Annotated in this window: 20 protein-coding genes; 8 read left to right on the forward strand and 12 right to left on the reverse strand. The window is 41.6% G+C overall.

The features are described from left to right. Positions 1–69: 69 nt before the first annotated feature. The gene (gene glyA / locus AN394_RS16150) at positions 70–1,326 is read right to left on the reverse strand and encodes a serine hydroxymethyltransferase (RefSeq protein ID WP_055021994.1); all 1,257 of its coding nucleotides are present in this window, start codon (positions 1,324–1,326) and stop codon (positions 70–72) included. A gap of 290 nt (positions 1,327–1,616) precedes the next feature. Between glyA and AN394_RS21935 the strand changes: the two genes are divergently transcribed. Continuing rightward, positions 1,617–1,985 (forward strand): hypothetical protein, encoded by a 369-nt coding sequence (locus AN394_RS21935; protein WP_130166844.1) that lies wholly within the window; start codon positions 1,617–1,619, stop codon positions 1,983–1,985. Positions 1,986–2,041: 56 nt separating this feature from the next. Here the strand turns inward: AN394_RS21935 and thrC are convergent, their stop codons facing one another. From thrC to AN394_RS16170, 4 genes are all read right to left on the reverse strand, one after another. Then, the gene (gene thrC, locus AN394_RS16155; RefSeq protein WP_055021995.1) at positions 2,042–3,325 is read right to left on the reverse strand and encodes a threonine synthase; all 1,284 of its coding nucleotides are present in this window, start codon (positions 3,323–3,325) and stop codon (positions 2,042–2,044) included. 18 nt (positions 3,326–3,343) lie between these two features. Further along, entirely contained in the window at positions 3,344–4,270 is a 927-nt protein-coding gene (thrB, locus tag AN394_RS16160; RefSeq protein WP_055021996.1) for a homoserine kinase, read from the reverse strand. A gap of 9 nt (positions 4,271–4,279) precedes the next feature. Continuing rightward, the gene (thrA, locus tag AN394_RS16165) at positions 4,280–6,697 is read right to left on the reverse strand and encodes a bifunctional aspartate kinase/homoserine dehydrogenase I (protein ID WP_055021997.1); all 2,418 of its coding nucleotides are present in this window, start codon (positions 6,695–6,697) and stop codon (positions 4,280–4,282) included. Positions 6,698–6,924: 227 nt separating this feature from the next. Then, positions 6,925–7,299 carry a response regulator gene (locus tag AN394_RS16170; RefSeq protein ID WP_054562669.1) on the reverse strand — a complete coding sequence of 125 codons (375 nt, stop codon included), beginning with the start codon at positions 7,297–7,299 and terminating at the stop codon, positions 6,925–6,927. Between the two features lie 236 nt (positions 7,300–7,535). Here AN394_RS16170 and AN394_RS16175 point away from each other — a divergent pair, with 236 nt between their 5' ends. Next, positions 7,536–9,299 carry a sensor histidine kinase gene (locus AN394_RS16175; protein ID WP_054562670.1) on the forward strand — a complete coding sequence of 588 codons (1,764 nt, stop codon included), beginning with the start codon at positions 7,536–7,538 and terminating at the stop codon, positions 9,297–9,299. Positions 9,300–9,389: 90 nt separating this feature from the next. After that, positions 9,390–10,298: a recombination-associated protein RdgC gene (gene rdgC, locus AN394_RS16180; protein WP_054552583.1), complete on the forward strand. Its 909-nt coding sequence runs from the start codon at positions 9,390–9,392 to the stop codon at positions 10,296–10,298. A gap of 59 nt (positions 10,299–10,357) precedes the next feature. Here rdgC and AN394_RS16185 read toward each other — a convergent pair whose 3' ends face one another. Continuing rightward, complete coding sequence (locus AN394_RS16185; protein ID WP_054562671.1) at positions 10,358–11,200, reverse strand: HDOD domain-containing protein; 843 nt, start codon at positions 11,198–11,200, stop codon at positions 10,358–10,360. Positions 11,201–11,473: 273 nt separating this feature from the next. Between AN394_RS16185 and AN394_RS16190 the strand changes: the two genes are divergently transcribed. Then, a complete protein-coding gene (locus AN394_RS16190; RefSeq protein ID WP_054562672.1) occupies positions 11,474–13,174 on the forward strand; it encodes a dipeptidyl-peptidase 3 family protein in 1,701 nt (566 codons plus the stop codon). A 72-nt stretch (positions 13,175–13,246) separates the two neighbouring features. On the opposite strand, the gene AN394_RS16195 is transcribed toward AN394_RS16190, so the two are convergent. Beyond that, on the reverse strand, positions 13,247–13,996 hold the full coding sequence (locus AN394_RS16195) for an ABC transporter substrate-binding protein (protein WP_055021998.1): 750 nt from the start codon (positions 13,994–13,996) through the stop codon (positions 13,247–13,249). A gap of 63 nt (positions 13,997–14,059) precedes the next feature. Beyond that, complete coding sequence (locus AN394_RS16200; protein ID WP_054562674.1) at positions 14,060–14,464, reverse strand: HIT domain-containing protein; 405 nt, start codon at positions 14,462–14,464, stop codon at positions 14,060–14,062. Positions 14,465–14,576: 112 nt separating this feature from the next. Between AN394_RS16200 and AN394_RS16205 the strand changes: the two genes are divergently transcribed. Both AN394_RS16205 and AN394_RS16210 read left to right on the forward strand, forming a co-directional pair. Then, positions 14,577–16,802, forward strand: a complete 2,226-nt coding sequence (locus AN394_RS16205) for a S9 family peptidase (RefSeq protein ID WP_055021999.1) — start codon at positions 14,577–14,579, stop codon at positions 16,800–16,802. A 149-nt stretch (positions 16,803–16,951) separates the two neighbouring features. Next, positions 16,952–18,586 (forward strand): methyl-accepting chemotaxis protein, encoded by a 1,635-nt coding sequence (locus AN394_RS16210; RefSeq protein WP_054562676.1) that lies wholly within the window; start codon positions 16,952–16,954, stop codon positions 18,584–18,586. Positions 18,587–18,650: 64 nt separating this feature from the next. Here AN394_RS16210 and AN394_RS16215 read toward each other — a convergent pair whose 3' ends face one another. The 4 genes from AN394_RS16215 to AN394_RS16230 all read right to left on the reverse strand — a co-directional run bounded on the left by AN394_RS16215 (position 18,651) and on the right by AN394_RS16230 (position 23,387). Next, positions 18,651–20,174, reverse strand: a complete 1,524-nt coding sequence (locus AN394_RS16215) for a leucyl aminopeptidase family protein (protein WP_054552591.1) — start codon at positions 20,172–20,174, stop codon at positions 18,651–18,653. 103 nt (positions 20,175–20,277) lie between these two features. Beyond that, on the reverse strand, positions 20,278–21,960 hold the full coding sequence (locus tag AN394_RS16220; RefSeq protein WP_054552592.1) for a carbon starvation protein A: 1,683 nt from the start codon (positions 21,958–21,960) through the stop codon (positions 20,278–20,280). Positions 21,961–22,066: 106 nt separating this feature from the next. Next, positions 22,067–23,119, reverse strand: a complete 1,053-nt coding sequence (gene dinB / locus AN394_RS16225; protein WP_055022000.1) for a DNA polymerase IV — start codon at positions 23,117–23,119, stop codon at positions 22,067–22,069. 61 nt (positions 23,120–23,180) lie between these two features. After that, the gene (locus tag AN394_RS16230) at positions 23,181–23,387 is read right to left on the reverse strand and encodes a hypothetical protein (RefSeq protein ID WP_055022001.1); all 207 of its coding nucleotides are present in this window, start codon (positions 23,385–23,387) and stop codon (positions 23,181–23,183) included. 153 nt (positions 23,388–23,540) lie between these two features. On the opposite strand from AN394_RS16230, the gene AN394_RS16235 reads away from it, so the two are divergent. Both AN394_RS16235 and AN394_RS16240 read left to right on the forward strand, forming a co-directional pair. Further along, a complete protein-coding gene (locus AN394_RS16235) occupies positions 23,541–23,969 on the forward strand; it encodes a thioesterase family protein (protein WP_054562679.1) in 429 nt (142 codons plus the stop codon). Positions 23,970–23,981: 12 nt separating this feature from the next. Further along, the coding region (locus tag AN394_RS16240) for an aldo/keto reductase (protein ID WP_200910019.1) at positions 23,982–24,191 on the forward strand (210 nt) is incomplete at its 3' end.

Genomic DNA, 24,191 nt, shown 5'->3' on the forward strand with positions numbered 1-24,191 from the left:
CTTAGTAAGCGGCCTTTATAATAGCAAAAAACAACGCTATTGTTATCTTAATTACGGTTTAACTAGTAATTAAGCGTAAACTGGTAATTTTTTACAGATAGCTTTAACTTTCTCTTTTACTTCTGCTTGTACAGACTCATCGTTGATGTTGTCTAGTACGTCACAGATCCAGCCTGCAAGCTCTTTTGACTCAGCTTCTTTGAAACCACGGCGAGTAATAGCCGGAGAACCAATACGAAGACCAGACGTTACAAACGGTGAACGTGGGTCATTTGGTACTGAGTTTTTGTTTACAGTGATGTTTGCGTTACCTAGTGCAGCGTCAGCATCTTTACCTGTGATATCTTTATCGATTAGGTCAAGAAGGAATAAGTGGTTGTCTGTTTTACCAGAAACAACTTTATAGCCACGCTCTTGCAGTACTTCAACCATTGCTTGTGCGTTCTTAACAACTTGCGCTTGGTACGCTTTGAATTCTGGTTGTAATGCTTCTTTGAAAGCAACCGCTTTAGCAGCGATGATGTGACATAAAGGACCACCTTGACCGCCAGGGAAAACAGCGCTGTTTAGCTTTTTGTAGATCTCTTCATCTCCACATGCAGAAACGATTAGACCGCCACGAGGACCTGCTAATGTTTTGTGAGTTGTTGTTGTAACAACGTGTGCGTGAGGGATTGGGCTTGGGTATACACCAGCCGCGATAAGACCAGCAACGTGAGCCATATCTACGAATAAGTATGCACCTGCTTTATCAGCGATTTCACGGAATTTAGCCCAGTCAACAACGCCTGAGTATGCAGAGAAACCAGCGATGATCATTTTTGGCTTGTGCTCTAATGCAAGTGCTTCAACTTGAGCGTAATCAATTTCGCCTGTTTCGTCGTTTAGGCCGTATTGAATTGCATTGTACGTTTTACCAGAAAAGTTAACGTGTGAGCCGTGAGTTAAGTGACCACCATGAGCTAAGCTCATACCTAGTACTGTATCGTGCGGCTGAAGAAGAGCTTGGAAAACAGCTGCGTTTGCTTGTGAACCCGCATGTGGTTGAACGTTAGCGTAATCTGTGCCGAATAATTCGTTTGCACGGTCAATTGCTAATTGCTCAACAACGTCAACATGCTCACAACCGCCATAGTAACGTTTGCCTGGGTAACCTTCAGCATATTTGTTGGTAAGCTGAGAACCCTGCGCTTCAAGTACGCGTGGGCTACAGTAGTTTTCAGACGCGATCAGTTCGATGTGCTCTTCTTGACGAGCCGTCTCTTTATTGATGGCTGCAAATAACTCTGGATCGAAATCCGAAATATTCATGCTACGTTCTAACATGGGGTCTCCTAAGGCAACGTGTATGGTGTTTTTTAAAGGCTGTATTGTACGCTTAAAACGCACTTTTGCCTATCTTGTAAAGATGAACATATTTAAACAGGGATTGAATTTATTTCACAGTGTTTTAATAATGATATTTTTTTATTGATACATAACAAAAATTTATAAATTTAAAATATTTCATAGATATTTAAAATGTTACTTAAACAAAAATCGCTCTGTTAAATTGCGTTTTTATTAGGGCAAACTAAGCTTATAAGACTGGTCAATATCAAGGATGGTATAAGTACATGTTAGCTAAACCAATATACGAATTAGTCCCCTACGGATACTTTTTTCTCGGCATCAGTTGTATCACATTAGCCAATAATTATGTGCCTACATTAATCGGTGTAATCTTATTTTTATTAGGTGCTAACATTTGGCGGATGCGTTCTGAAGCCAGAAGAACCGATCATTCAAGCCAGCGAGTCAAGCAAAGAAAACGTCGCTATTACTATGAATTTAAACCTTTTATCATTTTTATTTCGGCATTCACCTTGATGCAATGGACGCAAAATGAACTCGTTTCGGTGATCAGTATTTTGCTGTGTATCTCGGCAGGGGTCATTCTAAGCATGCGGATTTTAAACCGTCATAGCCATTCGTTACTTCATTGAGTGCTTTATTAAAAGACTGCATAAAAAAGAGCGGCTTAGCCGCTCTATAATCAAGGTTATGCTAATTTATTTAACAGCTCAGTTCGAAGCAATTGATAATCAAAGTTAATATCTTCAGCCAAACACTCATTTGCTAGCGCATCAGCAAGTGGTTTCGGCATAGGTAGTTCGATGTCTAAAATTTCTTCTACACTGTCTTTAAATTTTGCTGGGTGTGCAGTCGCTAAAAAGATACCTGCACTGCCATCTGCTAGATTTTCTTTCAAGCCTTGATAAGCAATTGCAGTATGAGGCTCTGCGATGTAACCCGTTTGATGAATTTTTTTCATCACCTCTTTTGTTTCTTCTTCGCCAACACAGCTTGAATAAAAATCATCATAGCTAAACCATTTGTTATCCAACATAAACTGAACACGTGGCCAGTTATTCGGTTTACTCACATCCATAGCGTTCGATAACGATTCAAGCGTGTCATTCGGTGCCCACTCTTTGCTTTGTAAGAAACGTGGCACAGTGTCGTTTTGGTTAGTTGTAGCACTTAGTTTCGCTACTGGCATACCAAGCACAGCACCGATCATCGCAGCGCACACATTACCAAAGTTACCACTTGGTACTGAGATATGCGCTTTACTACGCTGCTCTTTAGGTAATTGAGCAATGGCTTCAAAGTAATAGCAAACCTGTGCAACTAAACGACTGATGTTGATTGAATTAGCAGAATTTAGACCTAGCTTTTGTTTAACTTCATCGTCTAAGAAAGCTTGCTTTACCATGCTTTGGCAATCATCAAAGCTACCATCAACAGCATAGCAGTGAATGTTATTGCCTAATGTTGTAAATAGCTTTTGCTGCGCTAGTGAAATTTTACCTTTCGGGTATAAAATCACGACATCGATATTTGGCTTATTATAAAATGCATGGGCAACCGCAGCCCCCGTGTCGCCCGATGTTGCAGTTAAAATTGTTACTTTTTCGCCTTGGTTAAATTGTGCAAGACACTCAGCCATAAAACGGCCACCAAAGTCTTTAAACGCAAGCGTTGGACCATGAAATAGCTCTAAGCAATAAATGTCTTTTTCTACTTCAACCAGTTTCACATCAAAGTTAAAAGCATTTTGTACCATCTGTGCAACGGTATCGGCAGGTAGTTCATCGCCAATTAGGTGCGATAAAATCTTGCTGCTACGACTAACAAAGTCTAAATCAAGTAACGCATCAATGTCTTGAATTGGCGAAAGGCTTTCTGGGAAGAATACCCCTTGGTTACGTCCTAACCCCGTTTTTACCGCTTCAACAAACGACACCTGTTGTGCTTCATCTTTTAAATTATGTAATTGCATGTTTATTCCTTAAATTCTTTAAAGCTGTCGTGTGCCAAGCTGATCAAGTTTACAGATGTGGCTGAAACCTTGTTCATTTACGTAATTATCATTCAGCCAAGCTGCACACTTTTGAGCAGCTTCAAGACTCTTACACACGGTAAATAATGTTGGGCCCGCACCAGAAATACTGACAATCTCTGCACCAAGCTCTGGTAAAGCACTTTTAGCTTCCGCAAAACCTTGGATTAATGGTGCGCGATGTGGCTCAGCGATTTCATCTGTCATAATTGATAACGCAGCATCAAAACGACCTGTTAGCAATAAGCTGCTAAATGCAGAAAGCCGCTGTGCAAACTCAACACTGTCGTGCATTGATAATTGCGTTGGCAATACCGAACGCGCTTTTGCAGTATTCAGTGAAAAACCTGGAAAAGCCGCTACGTAATACCATTGATTATCAACGGGTAACGAAATTGACTTGTTCGGAATGAGTTCACCCGTTAATTGCAAACCACCTAAATAACAAGGTGTGATGTTATCGTAATGACGGCCGCCACTAACAATGGCTTCAAAATCAGCCATCAACTCGATAAGTTGCTCTTGAGATAATTTGGTTTCGGCAAATTTATCAAGGGCAGCAAACGCTGCCACCACAGAACAAGCACTTGAACCTAAACCTGAGCCAATTGGTAGGTTCTTTTTAAGCTCAAGTTTTACCGCTGGCATAGCCGGTGCAACGTGCTCTTTAAAGTGAATTAAACATTGATAAGCCAAGTTTTCTTCAGCATTTGCAGGTAGTTTATGGGCATAGTCGCCAGAGCAGACAAAAGTATCTTGCTCAGCGGCACTCACCTCTACAACATCGCCTAATAAAGTGCCATCGATAGGTGCCAGCGCAGCACCTAGTGCATCAAAGCCGACAGCAAAATTCCCGATTGAAGCGGGTGCATATACACGGATCATGACCAGCTCCTAACGTGTTAATGTTTTTAAGATATCAGCAAATACGCCTGCAGCCGTTACTTCAGCACCTGCGCCATAACCACGAATCACAAACGGACGTGGTTGATAATATTGACTTAAGATTGCCAATGCATTTTCACCGTCACGGATATCGTAAAGAGCATGGCTACTATCTACGGCTTCAATGCCTACTTTACATTGACCGTTTTCAATAGTGCCCACATAACGAAGTACTTTACCTTCACTTGCAGCACTTTGAATGCGGTCGTTAAACTGTGCATCAAGTGATGGTAGTTTTGCCATGAAATCTGCTACAGAATCATCTTCTGCAAACCCTCTTGGTAAAACTGATTCAACTTCAATATCGCTTAGTTCTAACTCAAGACCCGATTCACGAGCAATGATCAGTAGTTTTCGAGCAACATCAGTGCCTGATAAATCATCACGTGGATCTGGCTCTGTAAAACCACTTTCTTTTGCTTTTAACGTTGCTTCGCTAAGAGATAAACCATCTTGTAGCGCACCAAACATATACGATAATGAACCCGACAAGATACCGCTGAACTTAATAAGCTCATCACCGGCACCAAATAGTGATTTCAAGTTATCAAGTACTGGTAAGCCTGCACCTACGTTTGTTTCGTATAAAAACTTACGGTTATTCTTTTGTGTAGCTGCTACTAAATCTTGGTAGTAAGCATACGAGCTAGTATTGGCTTTTTTGTTTGCCGCAACCACATGGAAACCGGCATTCAAGAAATCAACATATTGCGCAGCAAGCTTATCGGCTGAGCTACAATCTACGATCACAGGGTTAATTAAATGGTTTTGTTTAACAAATTGCTCAACCAGATTTAAATCAAATGCTTGTTCTGACTCGGCTAGTTTGTCTTGCCAGCCATCAAAAGCGATGCCTTCGCTATCTAGATAAAGCTGTCTTGAGTTAGCAACACCATACAAGTTCAGCTTGATGTTACGTTTTTCAAGCCATGCTTGTTGACGCTCTAACTGCTGAATAAGCTCTTGGCCAACTAAGCCACAGCCAAGTAAAAACACATCGATTGAAGGAATGTGAGTAAAGAAGTTCTCATGGCACACTTTTACTGCGTCGTTGCATAATTCACCGTCGATAACCGCTGAAATGGCGCTTTCAGTCGAATCTTGTGCAATAGCAACAATATTAACCTGCGCTTGAGCTAATGAAGCAAAGAACTTAGCCGCTAAACCTTTGTGCGCACGCATGTTATCGCCAACTAGAGTAACAATCGCAAGGTTACGCTGCACTTGTACTGGTTCGATTAAGCCGGCTTGTGATTCTAATTCGAAAGCAGTTTGTAATGCTTCTAAAGCAAGAGATAGGTCACTCTCATGCACACAGAAACTGATGCTAAATTCACACGAAGATTGAGTGATTAGTACAATTGAAACATTGTCGTGCGCCAGTGCATTAAATACTTTTGACGCCATGCCAACTTTGCCTTTCATACCTGGGCCAGACACCGTTAACATAGCGAGGTTTTGTAAACTTGATAATGCTTTAACTGGATCGTTCGACACACTGTCGTTACTGATCACAGAACCTTCTGCACGTGGGTTATGAGTATTTTTGATCTCGCACGGCACACCCGCTTTGGCACAAGGTAAAATCGTTTTCGGGTGCAATACTTTCGCACCAAAGTAAGACAGCTCCATTGCTTCTTTATAAGATAACGAATCAACCTTAGATGCTTTTTTGATATAACGCGGGTCTGCATTGTAAACACCGTCAACATCAGTCCAGATTTGGCATACTTCAGCTTCTAGGCATGCTGCCGCAATAGCTGCTGAGTAATCGGAACCATTGCGACCAAGTGTTGTTAGCTCACCTTGCTCATTGGCAGCAGTAAAACCCGGCATGATATAAATAGTGCTCGGTGCCGCTTTTAATGCTGCTTGAAAACGTAACTTACTTGCAGCCAAGTCAGCTTCAGCATCAATATAGCCACCCACTGAAGCTATGCAATCTGTCGCTTCTAAATAACGAGCATTACTTTCTTTAAGCATACACTCCATTAAGGCTACACTTACGCGCTCACCAAAACTGATTGCATAAGCACGTACTTGGTCTGGGCAGCACTTTAAAAGTGCAACACCATCTAGTTTATTCTTAAGTTCGCTCAAATCAGGCCAACTTGCTACCTGACCAAAGTCAGCTTCAACAGCAGCTTTTAGTTGTTCACAGCGCGCAACCAATGCTTGCCATAACTCACTAAAATCTTGTCCCTGCTCTGCAGCGCTTGCTAATGCTACTAATGAATCTGTCATACCACCCGGTGCTGACAGTACTAACAGCATTTCATCGCGTAATTCTTCTTTGACTAACTGAGCTACCTGTTGCAAACATGCGTAGTCGGCCAAGGACGACCCACCAAATTTTAATACTCGCATTATTTATGTTTCCTCATTCCATAAACGAAAAAGGCCTGTGTTCTAGTGAACACAGGCCTATAATTTTGTTGCACCGACCTATGCCACTATCCCGTAAGGATGATGGTTGTAATAATAATGGTCGTTGCGCGATTAAATGTTTTCATAGCCTGTAGACTGCCTTAAATATAGCCAGCCTGTCAACCCTTAAAGAAAAGATAAATTATGCGTTTGTGTTATATAAAAGATTAGTGAATACCAAATTTATGCAAAGTTGCTTTTAGTCGCACAAGATCTATCGGTTTATCAATGAAGTCAATAGCACCCAATTTTACTACTCTTTGTTTCATTTCAGCCTGAATATCAGCCGAAATCACTATAACAAAGCACTCAATTTTCTCTGCTTTGATCGTTTCGAGCACTGCAACACCATCCAATTCTGGCATGGTTAAATCTAAGCACAATAGATCAAAGTTTTGCTCGCGTAATAAGGCTAGAGCTTCACGGCCATTTGTGGCTTGTTGAACATCTGCATCCAAGCAATCCCCTAAACAGCGTACTACCTGCTTTCGGGCAATATTTGAATCATCACAGACCAGTACTGAAAAATTAGGATTATTCATGAAATAAAAATCTTCGCTGTAGCAAATACAACATCAAAAAAGGCTAAATTAAAGATGGAATAAATTTATAACACACTTTTTCAAGCGCAGTAAGGGCAAGTTTTTTCAAAATTTACTAACAATTTATAAATGTTCCAGTAAAAAAGGATATATTTATTTCTTTTTAACCATTTATTAGCTAACTTTAGAACTAGCTGAATGTATTACAATTGTCACCAAGGAGCTATGGATATTCCATGCTACAAAAAAGCCTGTCCAAAGAATTATTAACAAATGTACTCTCAGTCTACTTTTTACTTACTTTTGTAGTGACCTGTGGACAAGTTATTGCTGAGTACGTTAATACCAAAGATTATATTCGCGACGAGTTAACGACTTTACAAAAAACATTTAGCCGTAGTTTAACCCGCGCTATTTGGGAACTGAACGATAAACAAACCATCACCACGGCTGAGGGCTTACTGGCAATCCCTATGATCGAGGGTATTATCGTGCGTGATGATAGCGGCGAGGTACTCTCTCAGTTAGGTCGCTCGTTAGATATTCACGAGCTATACAGTCAACAGTTAGTGCAAGAAGAAGCGATTATCGAAGATACGCCATCAGGCTTATTCGGTTACACATTCCCACTCATTTTTGAATTTTCGGGTAAAACAACCCAAGTAGGTGATGTAACCCTGTTCTCAAGTCGTGAAGTGGTATTTAGCCGCATCATGATTTCTATCTACTTTTTAATTGGTAATGCAATGATCAAAACCACCTTTTTGATCATTCTTTTCTTACTTGCATTTAGAAAGCGCTTAACCGAGCCATTGGCACAATTCACAGAACAAATTGAAGATCTTGAACTAAACGACCTAGAAGGCCGCCATATCGAGATCAAAACTGTTGAGCACAACGAATTAAAAGTAATGGAAGAGTCTTTCAACCGCTTAATAGATAAGGTAGTACTTTACCGTGAAGAGCTCGAACATACGCAAAAAGAGCTTTTAATAAGCAACGAAAAGCTCGACCAACATAACTTACAGTTAGAGCAAGAAGTAGCGCGCAAAACATCAAACCTAAGCCAAGCGATGATGGACTTGCAGCAACAAAAATACGAGCTTGAAAAACAAAAGCTGACACTAACTGAAGAAATTGATTTACGTAAACAAACTGAACAAGAACTCATAACCAAGCAAACTGAGTTACAACGCTACCTTGATGAACTAAATATGGCGCAAGAACGCTTAGTTGGCTCAGAAAAAATGGCTGCTTTAGGTGGCTTAGTGGCGGGTATTACTCATGATGTAAACACTCCTATTGGAATTGGTGTTACTGCAACGTCATTTTTACAAGAACGCTTGGACCAAATTGAAGCGGCATATAAAGAAAAAACCCTATCGCCAAAAGCGCTTGAAGAGTTTATTAATGACGCCAAGCAAAGTACTAGCCTACTCACTAGTAACCTAGACCGAGCTTCTGAGCTGGTTGCAAGCTTTAAGCAAATTGCAGTGGACCAAGCCAGTGAAGCGGTACGTACCATTAACTTTAAAGAGTATTTAGGTGAAGTGATCCGCTCACTCCATCCAAAGCTAAAGAAAACATCGCATCATATTAATTTAGATTGCCCTGATGATTTAACACTTAACCTGCCTGCGGGTGCGATTAGTCAAATTTTCACAAACTTGATTATGAACTCACTCATTCATGGTTTCGAAGGAATTGAAAGTGGCATCATTGATATTGTTATCAAAGAAGAAGATGACGAAGTCGTTATCGACTTTAAAGACAATGGTAATGGCGTATCAAAAGAGCAGTTAGAAAAGCTATTCGACCCATTCTTTACAACCAAGCGCGACCAAGGCGGCAGTGGCTTAGGCACACATATTACTTTTAACCTTGTTAAGCAAACCCTGAGTGGCGATATTGAGGTATCAAGCGAAGTCGGTAAAGGCTTGCACTACCATATTAGTTTTCCGAAAAATATGCCAAAGCCACTTTCAATGTTTAACTCATAAGCAATTAACGCTGATGCCGAAATGATTCATTTCGGCATCAGTTTTTTATTGCTATGATTGGGCAAATTTATTGAAAGGATTAGCCTAATTATGTGGTTTAGTAACCTTATCTGTTACCGTTTTAAACAAGACGTTTCATACTCTCAAGAAGACTTCGACAAAGCCCTAGAACAAGACTTGTTCCGCTCATGTACAGGCCAAGAGCTTTCAACATTTGGTTGGACAAAAGCCTTTGGTAAGCATGGTCAAACCCTATCTCATTTCTCTCAAGACAGCATTTTAGTATGTGCTAAACGTGAAGAAAAAGTACTGCCAGCTGCCGTTATCAACGAATTAGTTGCAGAGAAAGTTGAGCAAATCGAAGCGGAAGAAAACCGTCCAGTAAAGAAAAAAGAAAAAGACGAACTAAAAGAAAATATTCTGCACACTTTACTGCCTCAAGCATTCAAAAAATCGAGCCTACAGTTTGCGTTTATTGATCAAAAGAATGGCTGGGTTGTGGTTAACAGCGCAAGTTTTAATAAAGCAGAAGAGCTTTTAGCCCTATTACGTAAATCACTTGGCACGTTACCTGTCGTACCTGCATTTGCGAATTACGATTTAGATGTATTTTTAACTGACTGGTTAACTAATTTCAGTACCCCTGAAGGCTTTTCTATCGGTAATGATGCAGAGCTTGAAGAAGCCGATGACAGTGGCGCTCAGGTTAAATTAAAAGGCCATGACTTATCATGCGACGAAGTAAAGTCACACTTAGAAAATGGTAAGCGCGTAACTAAGCTGGCTCTTGATTGGCAAGAACGCGTTAAGTTCATGCTTCAAAACGATGGTTCAATTAAGCGTTTAAGCTACTCAGAAACATTAAAAGAAGAAAACGCCGACATTCCAAAAGAAGATATGGCGGTAAAACTTGATGCTGATTTTATATTAGCGTCAGAAGAAATTAAACAGCTGCTAGAAGAGCTAACTCAAGGCTTAGGTGACGCAGAAGATTTATAAAATTACCCCAGATAATGGTTAACATTAAAAGCGCGACTTAGTCGCGCTTTTTGTTGCTGTTATTCAGTAAAAATAGCTTTTACCTCGTTAAGCATATCGTTATATTCATCGTCACTGAACATATCAAGTGATTCAATCACGCCTTTGTCAATGTAAGTTTGCAATGCCGCAGACTTATCAGAAACCTGTAAGATCCCTTCTAAAATCGCGCCAATACGAATGAAGTCAACATAGCAAATATGTTCTGGACGATAGTTTGGATTTGCCCAGCTTTCAGCTACTTCTACAAACTCATCAGTGAAGCCCCAAGCTCGCATAATTGCGCCACCTACTTTACCACCCAGCTTTTGAATGGCATGAGCAAGGAAGCTTGGGTTTGCGAACACCTCAGGGTGCTTTTCAGCTTCTGTTAAAATGGGCAGTACGCCAATGTTATAAACTAATGCCGCTAAGGTAATTGTGTCGCGATTAAGCGAGGTTTGCTTATTTCTGCGTAAGAAGAAATCCATTAAGGTAATTGAGTGGCACGCTACTTTAAGGGTTTTTTGCCATGCCTTGTCCATATAGCCTTTGATAAGCTCATTATGCGATACAAACAGCTGCTCCATTGCCATTGCAGTTGCAATGTTCTTAATTTGACGTAGGCCAATTCGTGTTACAGCTTGGTGTAAATTTGTAACTTTAACTGAGCGCCCCATAAATGCACTGTTGGCGACTTTGATCATTCGTGCTGATAATGCCGGATCATGAGAGATGACATCTGCCATATCCATCAAGTTTACCTCGGGGTTATCCGCAGCTTGCCTTACCTTCACAGCAACTTCTGGTAAGGTAGGTAACACTAAAGTGTCATTATTTATTCTGTCGACCAATATGGTCAGTAATGCATTTTCTGTTGACATATGTGTGCCATCCTCTTGGGTTAGCCCGCCTAAACAAAGACAGACTAATGACTGACATTATTAGATTAGTTATAGTTTTAGTATTGTCTAACTTAGCGCTAAAGTTAAGAAATTCACAGAAATTATCTATTTTTTATATTTTTTAACTTCTTAACTCATAAATAAATATTGCTTCTAGTGCTGTAAACTTGCCATATATATGTCAGGTTTGCTTTAATGCATAGACTTTTTGTTTTCTAAGCAATGACTCTCACTTTTTTAACGGGCAAAAAAATGACATTAAATAAAATTAGCCAAGCACTTATCTTATCAGGTGCTGTTTTCCTTGGTGCATGTTCTGACCAGCAAGCTACCACTTCTCAAACTAAGCCTGCTGCAGAGCAAACAAAGCAAACTACTGAACAAAACAACCCACAACTTATCAATGCTGAGAAAAGCCGCTTAGACATTTACACTGACTTTACGCTTACTTCTGATCTTAGCCACTTAAGCGATAACCAGAAGCAAATGATTGGCAAGTTAATCGATGCCTCAAAAATCATGGATGAGCTATTTTGGCGCCAAGCATTTGGTGAGAGCAAAGACGCTTTCTTAGCAAAAATTAATGATGAAAAAGTTCAGAAGTTTGCAGATATCAACTACGGCCCTTGGGATCGCTTAAACGGTGACCAAGTATTCTTGTCAGGCTATGAAGAAAAGCCTTTAGGCGCTGAATTTTACCCAAGCGATATCACTAAAGAAGAATTAAACAACGCAATCGTTGATGACAAAACCGGTCTTTACTCGGTGATCAAGCGCGATGAAAAAGGTCTTCTTTATAGCGTGGCTTACTCAGTTGAGTATGCACAAGAATTAGAAAAAGCAGCTAATTTATTACGCGAAGCAAGTAAACTGGCTGATGATAAAGAGTTTGCTAACTACCTAAGCATGCGCGCAGACGCACTAGTAAGTGATGACTTCCAACCATCTGATTTTGCATGGATGGATATGAAAAATAACCCAATTGACGTGGTTATTGGCCCTATCGAAACCTATGAAGATCAATTATTTGGTTATCGTGCAGCGTATGAATCTTATGTACTAATTAAAGATTTAGCATGGAGCGAGCGTTTAGCTAAATTTGCCGCTTTCTTACCTGAACTACAAAAAGGTTTACCTGTAGACGAAAAGTACAAGCAAGAAGTCCCTGGCTCTGATGCAGACCTAAATGCTTACGATGTTGTTTATTACGCAGGCCACTCAAATGCAGGTAGTAAAACAATTGCTATCAACCTACCAAATGATGAACAAGTTCAGCTAGAAAAAGGCACACGTCGTTTACAGCTTAAAAACGCAATGCGCGCTAAATTCGATAAAATCTTAGTGCCAATTTCAGAGCAGCTAATTGTTCCTGAGCAGCGTAAGCACATTACCTTTGATGCTTTCTTCGCAAACACTATGTTCCACGAAGTAGCGCACGGTTTAGGTATTAAAAACACCATTACTGGTAAAGGAACTGTTCGCCAATCATTGCAAGAGCATGCAAGTGCCCTTGAAGAAGGTAAAGCGGATATCTTAGGTCTTTACATGGTTGAACAATTGCTTAAGAAAGGCGAGATCACAGAGGGCACATTAGAAGATTACTACATCACTTTTATGGCTGGTATCTTCCGCTCTGTGCGTTTTGGTGCATCAAGCGCACACGGTAAAGCGAACATGATCCGCTTTAACTTCTTCGCTGAAGAAGGTGCATTCTCTAAAAATGCTGACGGCTTATACAGCGTTAACATGGAGAAAATGAGCCAAGCAATGGAGAAACTATCTAACCTAATCCTTACTATTCAAGGTGACGGTGATTACCAAAAAGTTGATCAGCTAATCGCAACTCATGGCGAAATCAAAGCTGAACTAGCTAAAGACTTAGAAAAACTAAGCCAAGCTAATATCCCTGTTGATGTTACTTTCAAACAAGGTAAAGAAGTATTAGGTCTTTAAGACTTATTCTCCTTTAATAAAAAACGCTGCAATTGCAGCGTTTTTTATTGCCTGAAATCTACTAAAGCATAGCTAGTGTGCAACAAAATTGAGGCCGTATTTAGAATTCAATTCTACAATATCCCCGTTGATCAGCATTTTTTGAAACTCGCCATTAAAAGCATCAATAAATTCATCGAGTTCGCGTTGTTTACTAAAGCCATAGTAGCCCTGATTAACCGTCACCGGCGGCGATAACATAATCACTTTATCTGCTATATCTAAACTGTCGATGACAGGCTTTGCAGCCCGTGGATGGGTAAGAATTAAGTCAACTCGGTTATGCATCAATTGTAAAAAACTAGCCCGCACATTACCCACTTCAGATAGCGATAAATTTGCCTCGTTACGCTTAAATTCAGGACCATAGTTCCAACCTCGAATGGTACCAATAATATCTTTTCGTACACTGGCAAAGTTTCCAACCCAGGTCACATCATTGTTCTTTTTGGTATATAAAACAATCGGATCTTCGTAAAAGGGCAAGTCACTGAATTGCATATACTGCTGACGTATAATGGATTTGTAAGGGCCAATAATGGCATCAGCCTGACCTTGCTCTACCATTTTTAGAGCGCGTTTTAGTGGCATGATATCAATTACCAACTCATGCCCTAAACGTCTGCAAATTTCGTGGGCAATATCGGCACCTAAGCCAACCACTGTGCCTTGTTGGTCCTGCTCTAAAATCGCTGGAAAGTGGCTACCGACAAAATAGTAACTTTTAGCCACACATGAAAAAGAGCTCAGAATAAGCAACACTGCAAACACTGTGTGTTTCATTTATTCTGTACCCCTTCGTGCATCATCCATTTAGCTTAGTCCAATCTTGCTAGAACAAACAGTTTAAAAGTGCGCTTTTAATGCGGCAATTTGTTCGTCGCTATAAGGTACTGCTGGTAATTTACCCCAGATTGGTGTTGGCCAAGCTGCATCAGTTGTAAAACGCGCAATATGATGAACATGTAATTGCGGTACCATATTCCCTAGTGCTGCTACATTGAGTTTGTCTGGGTTGAATACCTGTTGTAATAATTTACTCAGTTTGCCCGACTCTTGTAATAAGGTAATTTGTAGCTCTTCAGAAAGGTCGATTATCTCTTTAACGCCAGCGACTCTTGGCACTAAAATAAACCAAGGGTATTGGCTATCATTCATCAGCAATACTTTACACAGTGGCCAATCCGCAAGCTCAATGCAGTCGCGTTGTAGTTCTGGGGCCAAAGAAAACGGCGTATCAGTATTTTTCATCAATAAATCCTTTGATATTGGGTAAACAATCCCTACTTTATAGCATTTTGTTGCAGTTGCCTAAGCTTACCATTACCATCGTGGCAGTTTTTATTCGAGCGAAGGTACTCCTGTGCTAAAAAAAATTAAATCTCTCTCACTTGCTTTGCCAGTGGTGGCAACAGCATTCAGTGTGACCGCTGAACCTCTTACTCTTGAGCGTATTTTTGACGATCCAAGCTTAGCAGGCAAAGCGCCTGTACAACTTAAATTCTCTCCAGACGGAAGTCGTGTTACTTACCTGCAAGGTAAAACCGATGATTACAACCGTTACGACTTATGGGAATACAACTTAAAAGATAACAAAAACCGCTTATTAGTTGACTCTGCTGCGCTATTTTCTGGTCCAGAAAACTTATCTGACGAAGAAAAAGCACGCCGTGAGCGCCAGCGTATTTTTGGTAAAGGGATCTTAGAATATAAATGGTCTAAAGATGGTAAAGCGCTTTTATTCCCACTTAATGGCGACCTTTACTATTATGAGCTTGCTTCAGCTAAAAGCCGCAAATTAACCGACACAGAAGCATTTGAAACCGATGCACGCTTCTCACCTAAAGGGCACTTTGTGTCGTTTATTCGTGAGCAAAACTTGTATGCACTTAACTTAAAAACGGGTCAAGAAATCCAATTAAGTAAAGATGGTGGCGGCGTTATTAAAAACGGTATGGCCGAATTTGTTGCGCAAGAAGAAATGGGCCGTATGACTGGCTACTGGTGGTCTGGTGATGAGTCTAAAATCGCTTATACCCGTGTTGATGAAAGCCCAGTAAAAGAAGCGATCCGTAATGAGATTTACGCGGATGAAGTAAAGCTATTTAATCAACGCTACCCGTTTACAGGTACCGACAACGTTAAAATTCAGTTAGGTGTTGTAAGCATCAACAATCAAAAAACTGACTGGGTTGATTTAGGCGACGATCAAGATATCTATATCGCTCGCGCAAAATGGTTAAAAGATAACAAAACACTTTCTTATCAGTGGCAAGACCGCTCGCAACATAACTTAGAGTTACGTTTTTATAATAGCGACACTAAAAAACAAACGGTTGCTCTAACAGAAACTAGTGATACTTGGATTAACCTGCACTTTGATTTGCAGTTCTTAAACGATAAAAAACATTTCGTTTGGGCATCTGAGCGCGACGGTTTTAAACACCTTTATTTATACCGCACAAATGGTGAAATGATCCGTCAAATCACCCAAGGTGAATGGGTTGTTGATAGCTTAAAAGGTATCGACGAGAAAAAAGGCATCGTTTATTTTGCAGGTCGCAAAGATACAGCACTTGAGAGCCACCTTTACAGCGTACCGCTATTCAAAAAAGGCGAAATTAAGCGCGTAACTGAGCTAGGTGCTTACCATAATGTGGTAATTGCTAAAGACAACAAAACCTTTATCGATAACAGCTCATCAGTGAATAAGCCTGGTTCTGCGGCATTACGTAAAATTAATGGCGAATTTATCACTTGGCTTGAAGAAAACAAGTTAGATAAGTCACACCCATTAACGCCTTACCTAGCTGATTTGATCACGCCTGAATACGGCACGTTAACGGCTGAAGACGGGCAAATCATGCATTACCGTTTATTCAAGCCAACTAATTACCAAGATGGTAAAAAGCACCCAGTTATTGTTAACGTGTATGGCGGTCCTCATGCTCAGCGCGTAACGAACAGCTGGCGTAGTAAAAACTTATACTTCCAGTACATGGCACAACAAGGCTATGTTATTTTCCAACTTGATAATCGTGGTTCATACAACCGTGGTAAAAAGTTTGAAGACGTGATTTATAAGCACTTAGGTGTTGCTGAAGTGGCAGACCAAATTAAAGGTGTCGAGTTCTTACGCACCCTTGATTACGTTGACCCTGAACGTATTGGTATTTATGGCCACAGCTACGGTGGTTACATGGCGCTTATGACTATGTTTAAAGCGGGCGACTACTTCAAAGCCGGTGTTTCTGGTGCGCCAGTAACTGATTGGGCACTTTACGATACTCACTACACTGAGCGTTATGTAGGTCACCCTGCAACTAACGCGAAAGGTTACGAAGCAAGTGCAGTTTTCCCATATGCCGAAGGCTTAAAAGGCCCACTGATGATTTACCACGGTATGGCAGATGATAACGTGTTATTCACTCACGCCACAAAGTTATTCAAACAACTGCAAGATCAAGAAAAGCAGTTCGAAATGATGACTTACCCGGGTTCAAAACACAGTTTACGTGGCAAGAGCGTACAAACGCACTTACACCAAACCATCACAAGTTTCTTCAACCGACACTTTAACGTTGAGTAATCACGTTTAATTTCGGTGACTTAGACTAAAGGCTGATTGTTAAATCAGCCTTTTTTTTGTCTCAATGTATTCTACTATTTAACTAGATTTTCGACCTATTTTAGCTACGCTTAATACATTGCTCCTATGGGCATGACGAAGGAATACACATGAATTTACGCCGTTTTACAATTTTTCAGCGCCTCGCCATGTTAGTGAGTGTGGTCGTGATAGGGCTGATATTTTTGAGCGTCTCGAGCTTAACGCAGCAATACAGCTCGCTAAAGCAAGAGCAATACATTAAGACCCAAAACCTTGTTGAGTCTGCTTACTCTATTATTGAGCATAATTATGAGTTGTTTGAGCAAGGTAAGCTGAGTGAGCAACAAGCCAAACAAGCAGCCCTCGAAACAATTTCTGCACTTCGTTACGACAACAGCAATTACTTTTGGATCAACGATTATCAACCCGTGATGGTCATGCACCCATTTAAGCCCGAATTAAATGGTAAATCACTAGCGGGCAGTAAAGATCCAGATGGCGTGTTGTTATTTGTCGATATGGTTAATATCGTCAAAAAACAAGGTAAAGGTTTTATTCCCTACAAGTGGCCAAAGCCAGGTAAAGATAAGCCTGTTGATAAAATTGCCTACGTAAAAGGATTTGATAAATGGCAATGGATTGTAGGTTCTGGTGTCTATATTGATACTATTGAAGAGGCATTCTCTTCGCTACGTAACCATGTGATTATTACCGCGGTAGTGATCATTGCCCTACTGGTTGCGCTAAGCTACCTAATTGCCAATAGCATTCTTCGCCCGACCCAACTTGCCGCAAACATGATGAAAGACATCTCGCAAGGGGAAGGCGATTTAACCCAAAAGCTTGATGAAAATGGTAATGATGAAGTATCTCGTCTATCGCGCTACTTTAACTTGTACACCGCAAAAATGCGTGAGTCACTCAAACATGTTGCCCACAATGCAGAGCAAGTAAATCAGTTTGCCCATAGCGTTGATGATGCCAGTAAAACTAACCACTCATTTATTGAGCTACAAAACGACAGCTCGACTCAAGTTGCAACGGCAATGGAACAGATGACTCATCAAATTCACGATGTTAGTCAAAATGCCGACCAAGCAGAACATGCCGCCAATGAAGCGGCGCAAAATGCCGAAGCGGGCAAGCAGGTTCTCAACAAGACCATCACCGCCATTGAGACCCTGTCGCATAATATTGAACAAGTGAGTAAGGTAACGGCGGATCTTGCTGCAGAGAGTAACAACATAGGCTCAGTACTTGATGTTATCCGTAGCATTGCTGAGCAGACCAACTTACTGGCACTCAATGCTGCCATTGAAGCGGCTCGTGCTGGTGAACAAGGGCGAGGCTTTGCCGTAGTGGCTGACGAAGTGCGTACATTAGCAAGCCGTACAGGTAAAAGTACCGACGAAATTCAAGCCATGATCAGTAAACTACAAACTGGCGCACAAGCTGCTGTTGATGCTGTATCGGCAAGCCAACAGTTATCAACTGAAACGGTTTCACAAGCAGGTGAAGCAAATAGCTCGCTGAGTGAGATTGAGCGACTTGTCTCTATTATTAAAGATATGAACAGCCAAATCGCCCGCGCTACCGAGCAACAAACTAGCGCAGCAGATGAGGTTAATTTACGGATTAATGAGCTTTCACAATCAACTGAGCAATCACTGTCGAATACCGAAGGGCTTTCGACCGCCAGTGAAAACTTAAAGCAAAGCTCACAAGCGTTAAGTGATGTCGTTAACCGCTTCAAGCTCGATTAACGCCACAAAAAAGCCCCGCACTACTGTGCGGGGCTTTTCAAACTAAAAACTTATAGCTTTTAGCTTATAAACAATAACGAGCGAATAAGCTGCTTACTGTTGCTGCGGTAGGCTTACCATGTTGCCAATCACCGCCTTCTACGCCGCTACCTGCGATGTCCATATGAACATACGGTAATGGTTGCGCTGATTCAGTACCATGTTTATCTAAACCACCAACAATCGCTAAGAATGCCATTGGGAACTGGTGACCACGAGCTGTCACTGCAGAAGCAGCATTGTTACTTGATAAAACATCGTCAGCTAACGTGCGAGGACGAATGAAGTCATAATCTTCACGACGGCTACGAGATACTTCGGCGCCATCTGCCCATAAATCGCCTAAGTCAGCAATTTGGCGCGAAATTTTCGCTGCGCGAGCTGGACCATTTTCAACATACGCACTGTAAGGGCCCATCGCACGTGCTGCGTGGCCTGTTAGTGTTGCAACAGTAAATAGCTCTGGATTTACTTCGTTTAAAGCACGATCTTTCATTTCGCTTAATAGGTCACCCATTGCTAAACGGCCTTCAGCATCGGTATTACCGATACGTACACGTACACCTTCACGGCTGGTAATGATTTCATCAGGAACAAAACAATCAGAACCAATTGAGTTACGAACTACGGCCAAGTAAGCAATCACTTTAACGCCTTTTGGTGCAAAGTCAGCCACTGATTTCATAAAGCCAGCAACAGAAGCTGCACCGCCTTTATCGCGGCTCATACCTGCCATAAAGCCACCCACTTTAAGGTCTGCACCACCGGTATCGTAAACTAAACCTTTACCAACAAACATTAAGGTACGCTCAACGTCGCCTTCAGGCACGTATTCTAGTTTCACAACACGTGGGTGATGACGCTCAACAGCGTAAGATGCGCGCGCTACGGTGCTCATCATTGGGTAATCTTTATCGATAGTGTTGATATCTGAAATCACTTCAACAGACACCTTGCTACCCGCAAATAACTCAACGCAGTAATCAGCAAAACGTGGTGGTGCCATACGCTCAGGTTCTGTACCACATAAATCACGTGCAGCGTATTGACCAGCAGCAATAGCATTAAGCGCTTTGCTCATTGCCTCATCTGCACCCACTAGGCTAATTTGGCTAATTGGTTCAATCGCTTGGCCGTGGAACTCACGTGCCTCAAGTGGTTGCCAAAGCGCTTGGCAAGCACCTAAATAAGCCACTTCAAGGGCATGCTTGTAACGGCTATCTTGATTTACGTTAGCAAGTAAAATTGCAGGCTGAGTGCTACCCGATGCTTTCGCCTCTAGTACACCTTGCTTCGCTGCATCAAAGTAACGACGTACATCATCATAATCACGATTTAGAGGGCCTGTAGGCGCTAAAATAACGCGTTTAGAATCAATAACAAGTAATGTCACTTGTTTGCCAATACGTGCGTCTACAGCTTGTTGAGCGCTAATAGCTTGGCTTAAGCTTGCATCTGCTAAAGAAGAAAAATCATCACCGATAATAATCAATGCATCGTGATTTGCATCCGCTAATTGCGGGGCTGCAACTGCATGAGGGTATGCCATAAAAAAGGTCCTGCTGTTAGAAACATAGGACCTTATTATCATTGATTTAGAGCGCTATTGCCAGCCAAGTAAGACAGCTTACGATATGGCTGGCAAGCTAAGTTTACTGCTCTGTAATGTGTGCTGAGTCTTTACGATGCTTAACAATTACAGACCAAGCTTCAAGCATAACCAGTACGCTCACAACCAGTACTAACAAATCAAGTGTCACCAGTAACCAGTTACCTTGTTGATAGTACTCGCCCAGTTTAATAACCCCAGCAAAGAACGCCATAACTAATACAAAACTCATTGGGATCAAGGTGTATTTAGCCGGGCGATTCGCTTTAATAAGCATTACCGAGATAACCAGTAGGGTTAAGCTTGCTAAGATTTGGTTAGTCGAACCGAATAATGGCCAAATGATCATACCGCCGCTACCGTCAGCGCCACCAGCACCAAAAGCAAGCAGTAAACAGCTAAGTACTGCAATGAGTGTAGCTACAATACCATTACGAATGATGCTGATATTATAAATATCACCCCACTCTTGAATGATATAACGCTGCAGGCGCACGCCAGAGTCCATCGTAGTCCCCGCAAACAAGACCACCATTACGGCAAGTAAGGTTGATGCCACCTCTTGTGAGATACCCCAACCACTTTCAATTAAGTTTGCGCCACCATTAATAAAGGCACTCACACTACCGGCGCCTAAGTGACTGTAAATTTCGTGCCATTCTTCAGGTGATACTGCAAGTGCAACACCACTTACTGCAACTAGTGTAATAAGCGCAAGCATACCTTCACCTACCGCACCTAAGTAACCCACAAAGCGACCATCAGTTTCTTTGTTCAACTGCTTAGAGCTGGTACCTGAAGACACAATACCGTGGAAACCCGATACCGCACCACAGGCTATGGTCACAAATAGCAATGGAATAATACTTGGTGTATCTACCGCAGTTTGAGTATTAAACGCAGGGGCTGTGATATCCGGCATTGACACAAACACCGCACCATAAAGCAGTACTAATCCCACTAATAACTGCATACCGTTGATGAAGTCGCGAGGCTGTAACAGCATCCACACAGGCAATAATGAAGCAATGGCTGCGTAGATAAATAAGATGATGATCCAGTTCGCATTCGCACTTAGACCAAACATTTCATCAGGTAATGAAATTGGCATACCACTACCAAGGTAAATGGTGTAATAAAGAATTCCCACACCAACTAAACAAAGCGGAATTAACGACACTTTACGGCGTAGTAACTGGCCAATAACTAAGGCCACAACAATCGCTGACCAAGCAGGGAATACCGCGTTAGGTTGCGATACAAATGATTTGGCAATCACCACACCAAATACCGCATTCACCATCAATAGTACTAAGAACACCACAATCATAAATAATGCACGGGTGCGTTTACCAATTACGCTTTCAGACAAAGCGCCCATTGATTTGCCTTTGTTACGCGCACTGGCCCATAGAGCGCCCATGTCGTGAACACCAGCAAAAAAGATAGTACCAAATACCACCCACAGTACCGCAGGCACCCAGCCCCAATATACGGCAATGGCAGGGCCAACAATTGGCGCAGCACCTGCAACAGAGGTGAAATGGTGGCCCCATAACACAACTTTGTTAGTTGGCACATAATCCACACCATCCTCAAGTTCATGAGCGGGTGTGACAAAATTATCATCCATTTTAAATATTTTTTCGGCGATGAATTTCGAATAAAAGAACCATCCGAACAACATACCGACTATTCCGAGCAGCACGATTACGACCGATTGCATAGTCATCTCTCTTATTAAGTTATAATGTTGTCTAAGGTGTTGAACTAGGCTGGCCTAGCACCCCAATTAGACACTAACAAACTTTCAAGCACCAAGGTGTTAACCTTTAGTCTAATATACTTAGCTGAAAATGCTCGTGAGCCTGACTCTTTATTCCGACACCTATTCCTAACAGGCGCACTGGCTGGTCGTTACCTCGCTCATAAGCTTTACTCATTAACTCAGTAAAAATGCGTTCGTCTAATTGATGGTGGCTTTGATCGGCACTGGTCACGACAAAATTGGCAAACTTGACCTTCACCGATAACTTATTGATGCGGTTGTTTAATTGCTGTTTATCAAGACGGCGAGTTAATTCATCCATCAAGCGGGGTAACTGGCTTAAACACTCATCTAAATTATTTTTGTTGTATTCATAGGTGTGCTCAACACTGAGCGACTTTCGTACTCGCTCAGTTGACACTTTGCCAACGTACTCGCCTGCACACTTTTGATATAAAGACACGCCAAAATTACCAATATGCTGCTGCATCCAATTTACCCCTTTCGCGCGCACATCAGCCCCTGTGTAAAGCCCTTTAAGTTGCAGCTTTTCTAATGTCACCTTGCCAACGCCAGGGATTTTGCCAAGCGGTAAACTCGCCAAAAAGTCATCAACTTGATCGGGCAATACCACAAACTGACCATTAGGCTTGTTTTCATCGCTGGCAATTTTGGCAATAAACTTAATTGGCGCGACGCCTGCTGAGGCTGTTAGTCCGGTGGTGTCATAGATTTCTTGGCGGATTTGCTCCGCCATCAGTGTTGCACTGCCTTTGCACGCAGTACTGTCGGTTACATCAAGGTAGGCTTCATCTAACGATAACGGCTCAATAAGGTCGGTGTACTTTGCAAAAATGGCGCGAATTTGCGTGGAGATTTCTTTATAAACCTGCATTCGTCCGGGAACGATAACCAGATCGGGGCACAGTTGTTTGGCGTGATAGTTCGACATCGCCGAGCGCACACCATATTTACGGGCAATATAATTAGCAGTTGAAAGCACCCCGCGACGACTATTACCACCTATAGCCAGTGGCACATTGGCAAGCGCGGGGTTATCACGCATCTCAACGGCTGCATAAAAGCAGTCCATATCGATGTGAATGAATTTTTTCATCAGGAATACAACAACTGTTTATATATACAGTTATTATATTTAAACTTCCTGAGAGTGCAAGCTAAGAGGTTTGGCTTGTTTGTTGGTTTGGTTTTTTACGGCTAATAAGCCGTGAACCAAATAACCAAAACGCGGCTTCGAATAACAAGCCCACGACAATTAAAGCGATAAATCCTGACATTGTGCCCATGCTATAACAGAGCAAAGCTAGAGCTAGCAAGATGAAAAGTGCAATCCACTTTATCACCCTCAAGGTTAGTTGCTGCATAATTAAGGTCCTTTAATGTGTGTTCATTTTGCTCACACTTTACGTAAGCGTGAACTTATAAATCTAGCACAATCTACTGAGTTTTCTAATTTCCTTGAGCTAAAAGCAGCATATTGCTAACCTAAGTTTTCTCACAATCAACGAAGATTTACTATGCAATCGTTTATAGAACAACACCCTATCAGAACAAAAATTAATGTTGCATGGGGTGAAATGGATGCCCTGCAGCACGTCAATAATGTGGTGTATTTTCGCTACTTTGAAACAGCCCGTATCGATTTCTTTACTCAACTGGGTTTCCTTAAAGATTTACAAGTAACAGGTGTTGGTCCGGTGATCAGCGAAAACAATGCCCGCTATAAACGCCCTGTAACATTTCCTGATACTGTGCATGTTGGTGTAAAGATTAGTGACATTGAACAAGATCGTTTTATGATGCATTACACTGTATTTAGTGAAAGCCAGGACGCAGTAACAACCATTGGCTCATCACAAGTGGTTATGTTTAATTTTAAAACGGGTAAAAAAGCTCAGTTAAATGATGAGTTATTAACTGCACTTAGAGCCCATTCTAGCGATTAACAAGGATCTATTATGCTTTATAGCCCACTTGGTCGAAGTGGTATTGAAGTATCTCGTGTCTGCTTAGGTAGCATGACATGGGGTATGCAAAACAACCAAGCCGATGCCGATGAACAAATCGCCTATGCATTAGATAAAGGCGTTAACTTTATTGATACTGCCGAAATGTATGCCGTTCCCCCTTCTCCAGACACCTACGGTAAGACAGAAGAGATCATCGGT

It is taken from the genome of Pseudoalteromonas sp. P1-26 (genome assembly GCF_001401795.1).
Taxonomy (GTDB): Bacteria; Pseudomonadota; Gammaproteobacteria; order Enterobacterales; family Alteromonadaceae; genus Pseudoalteromonas.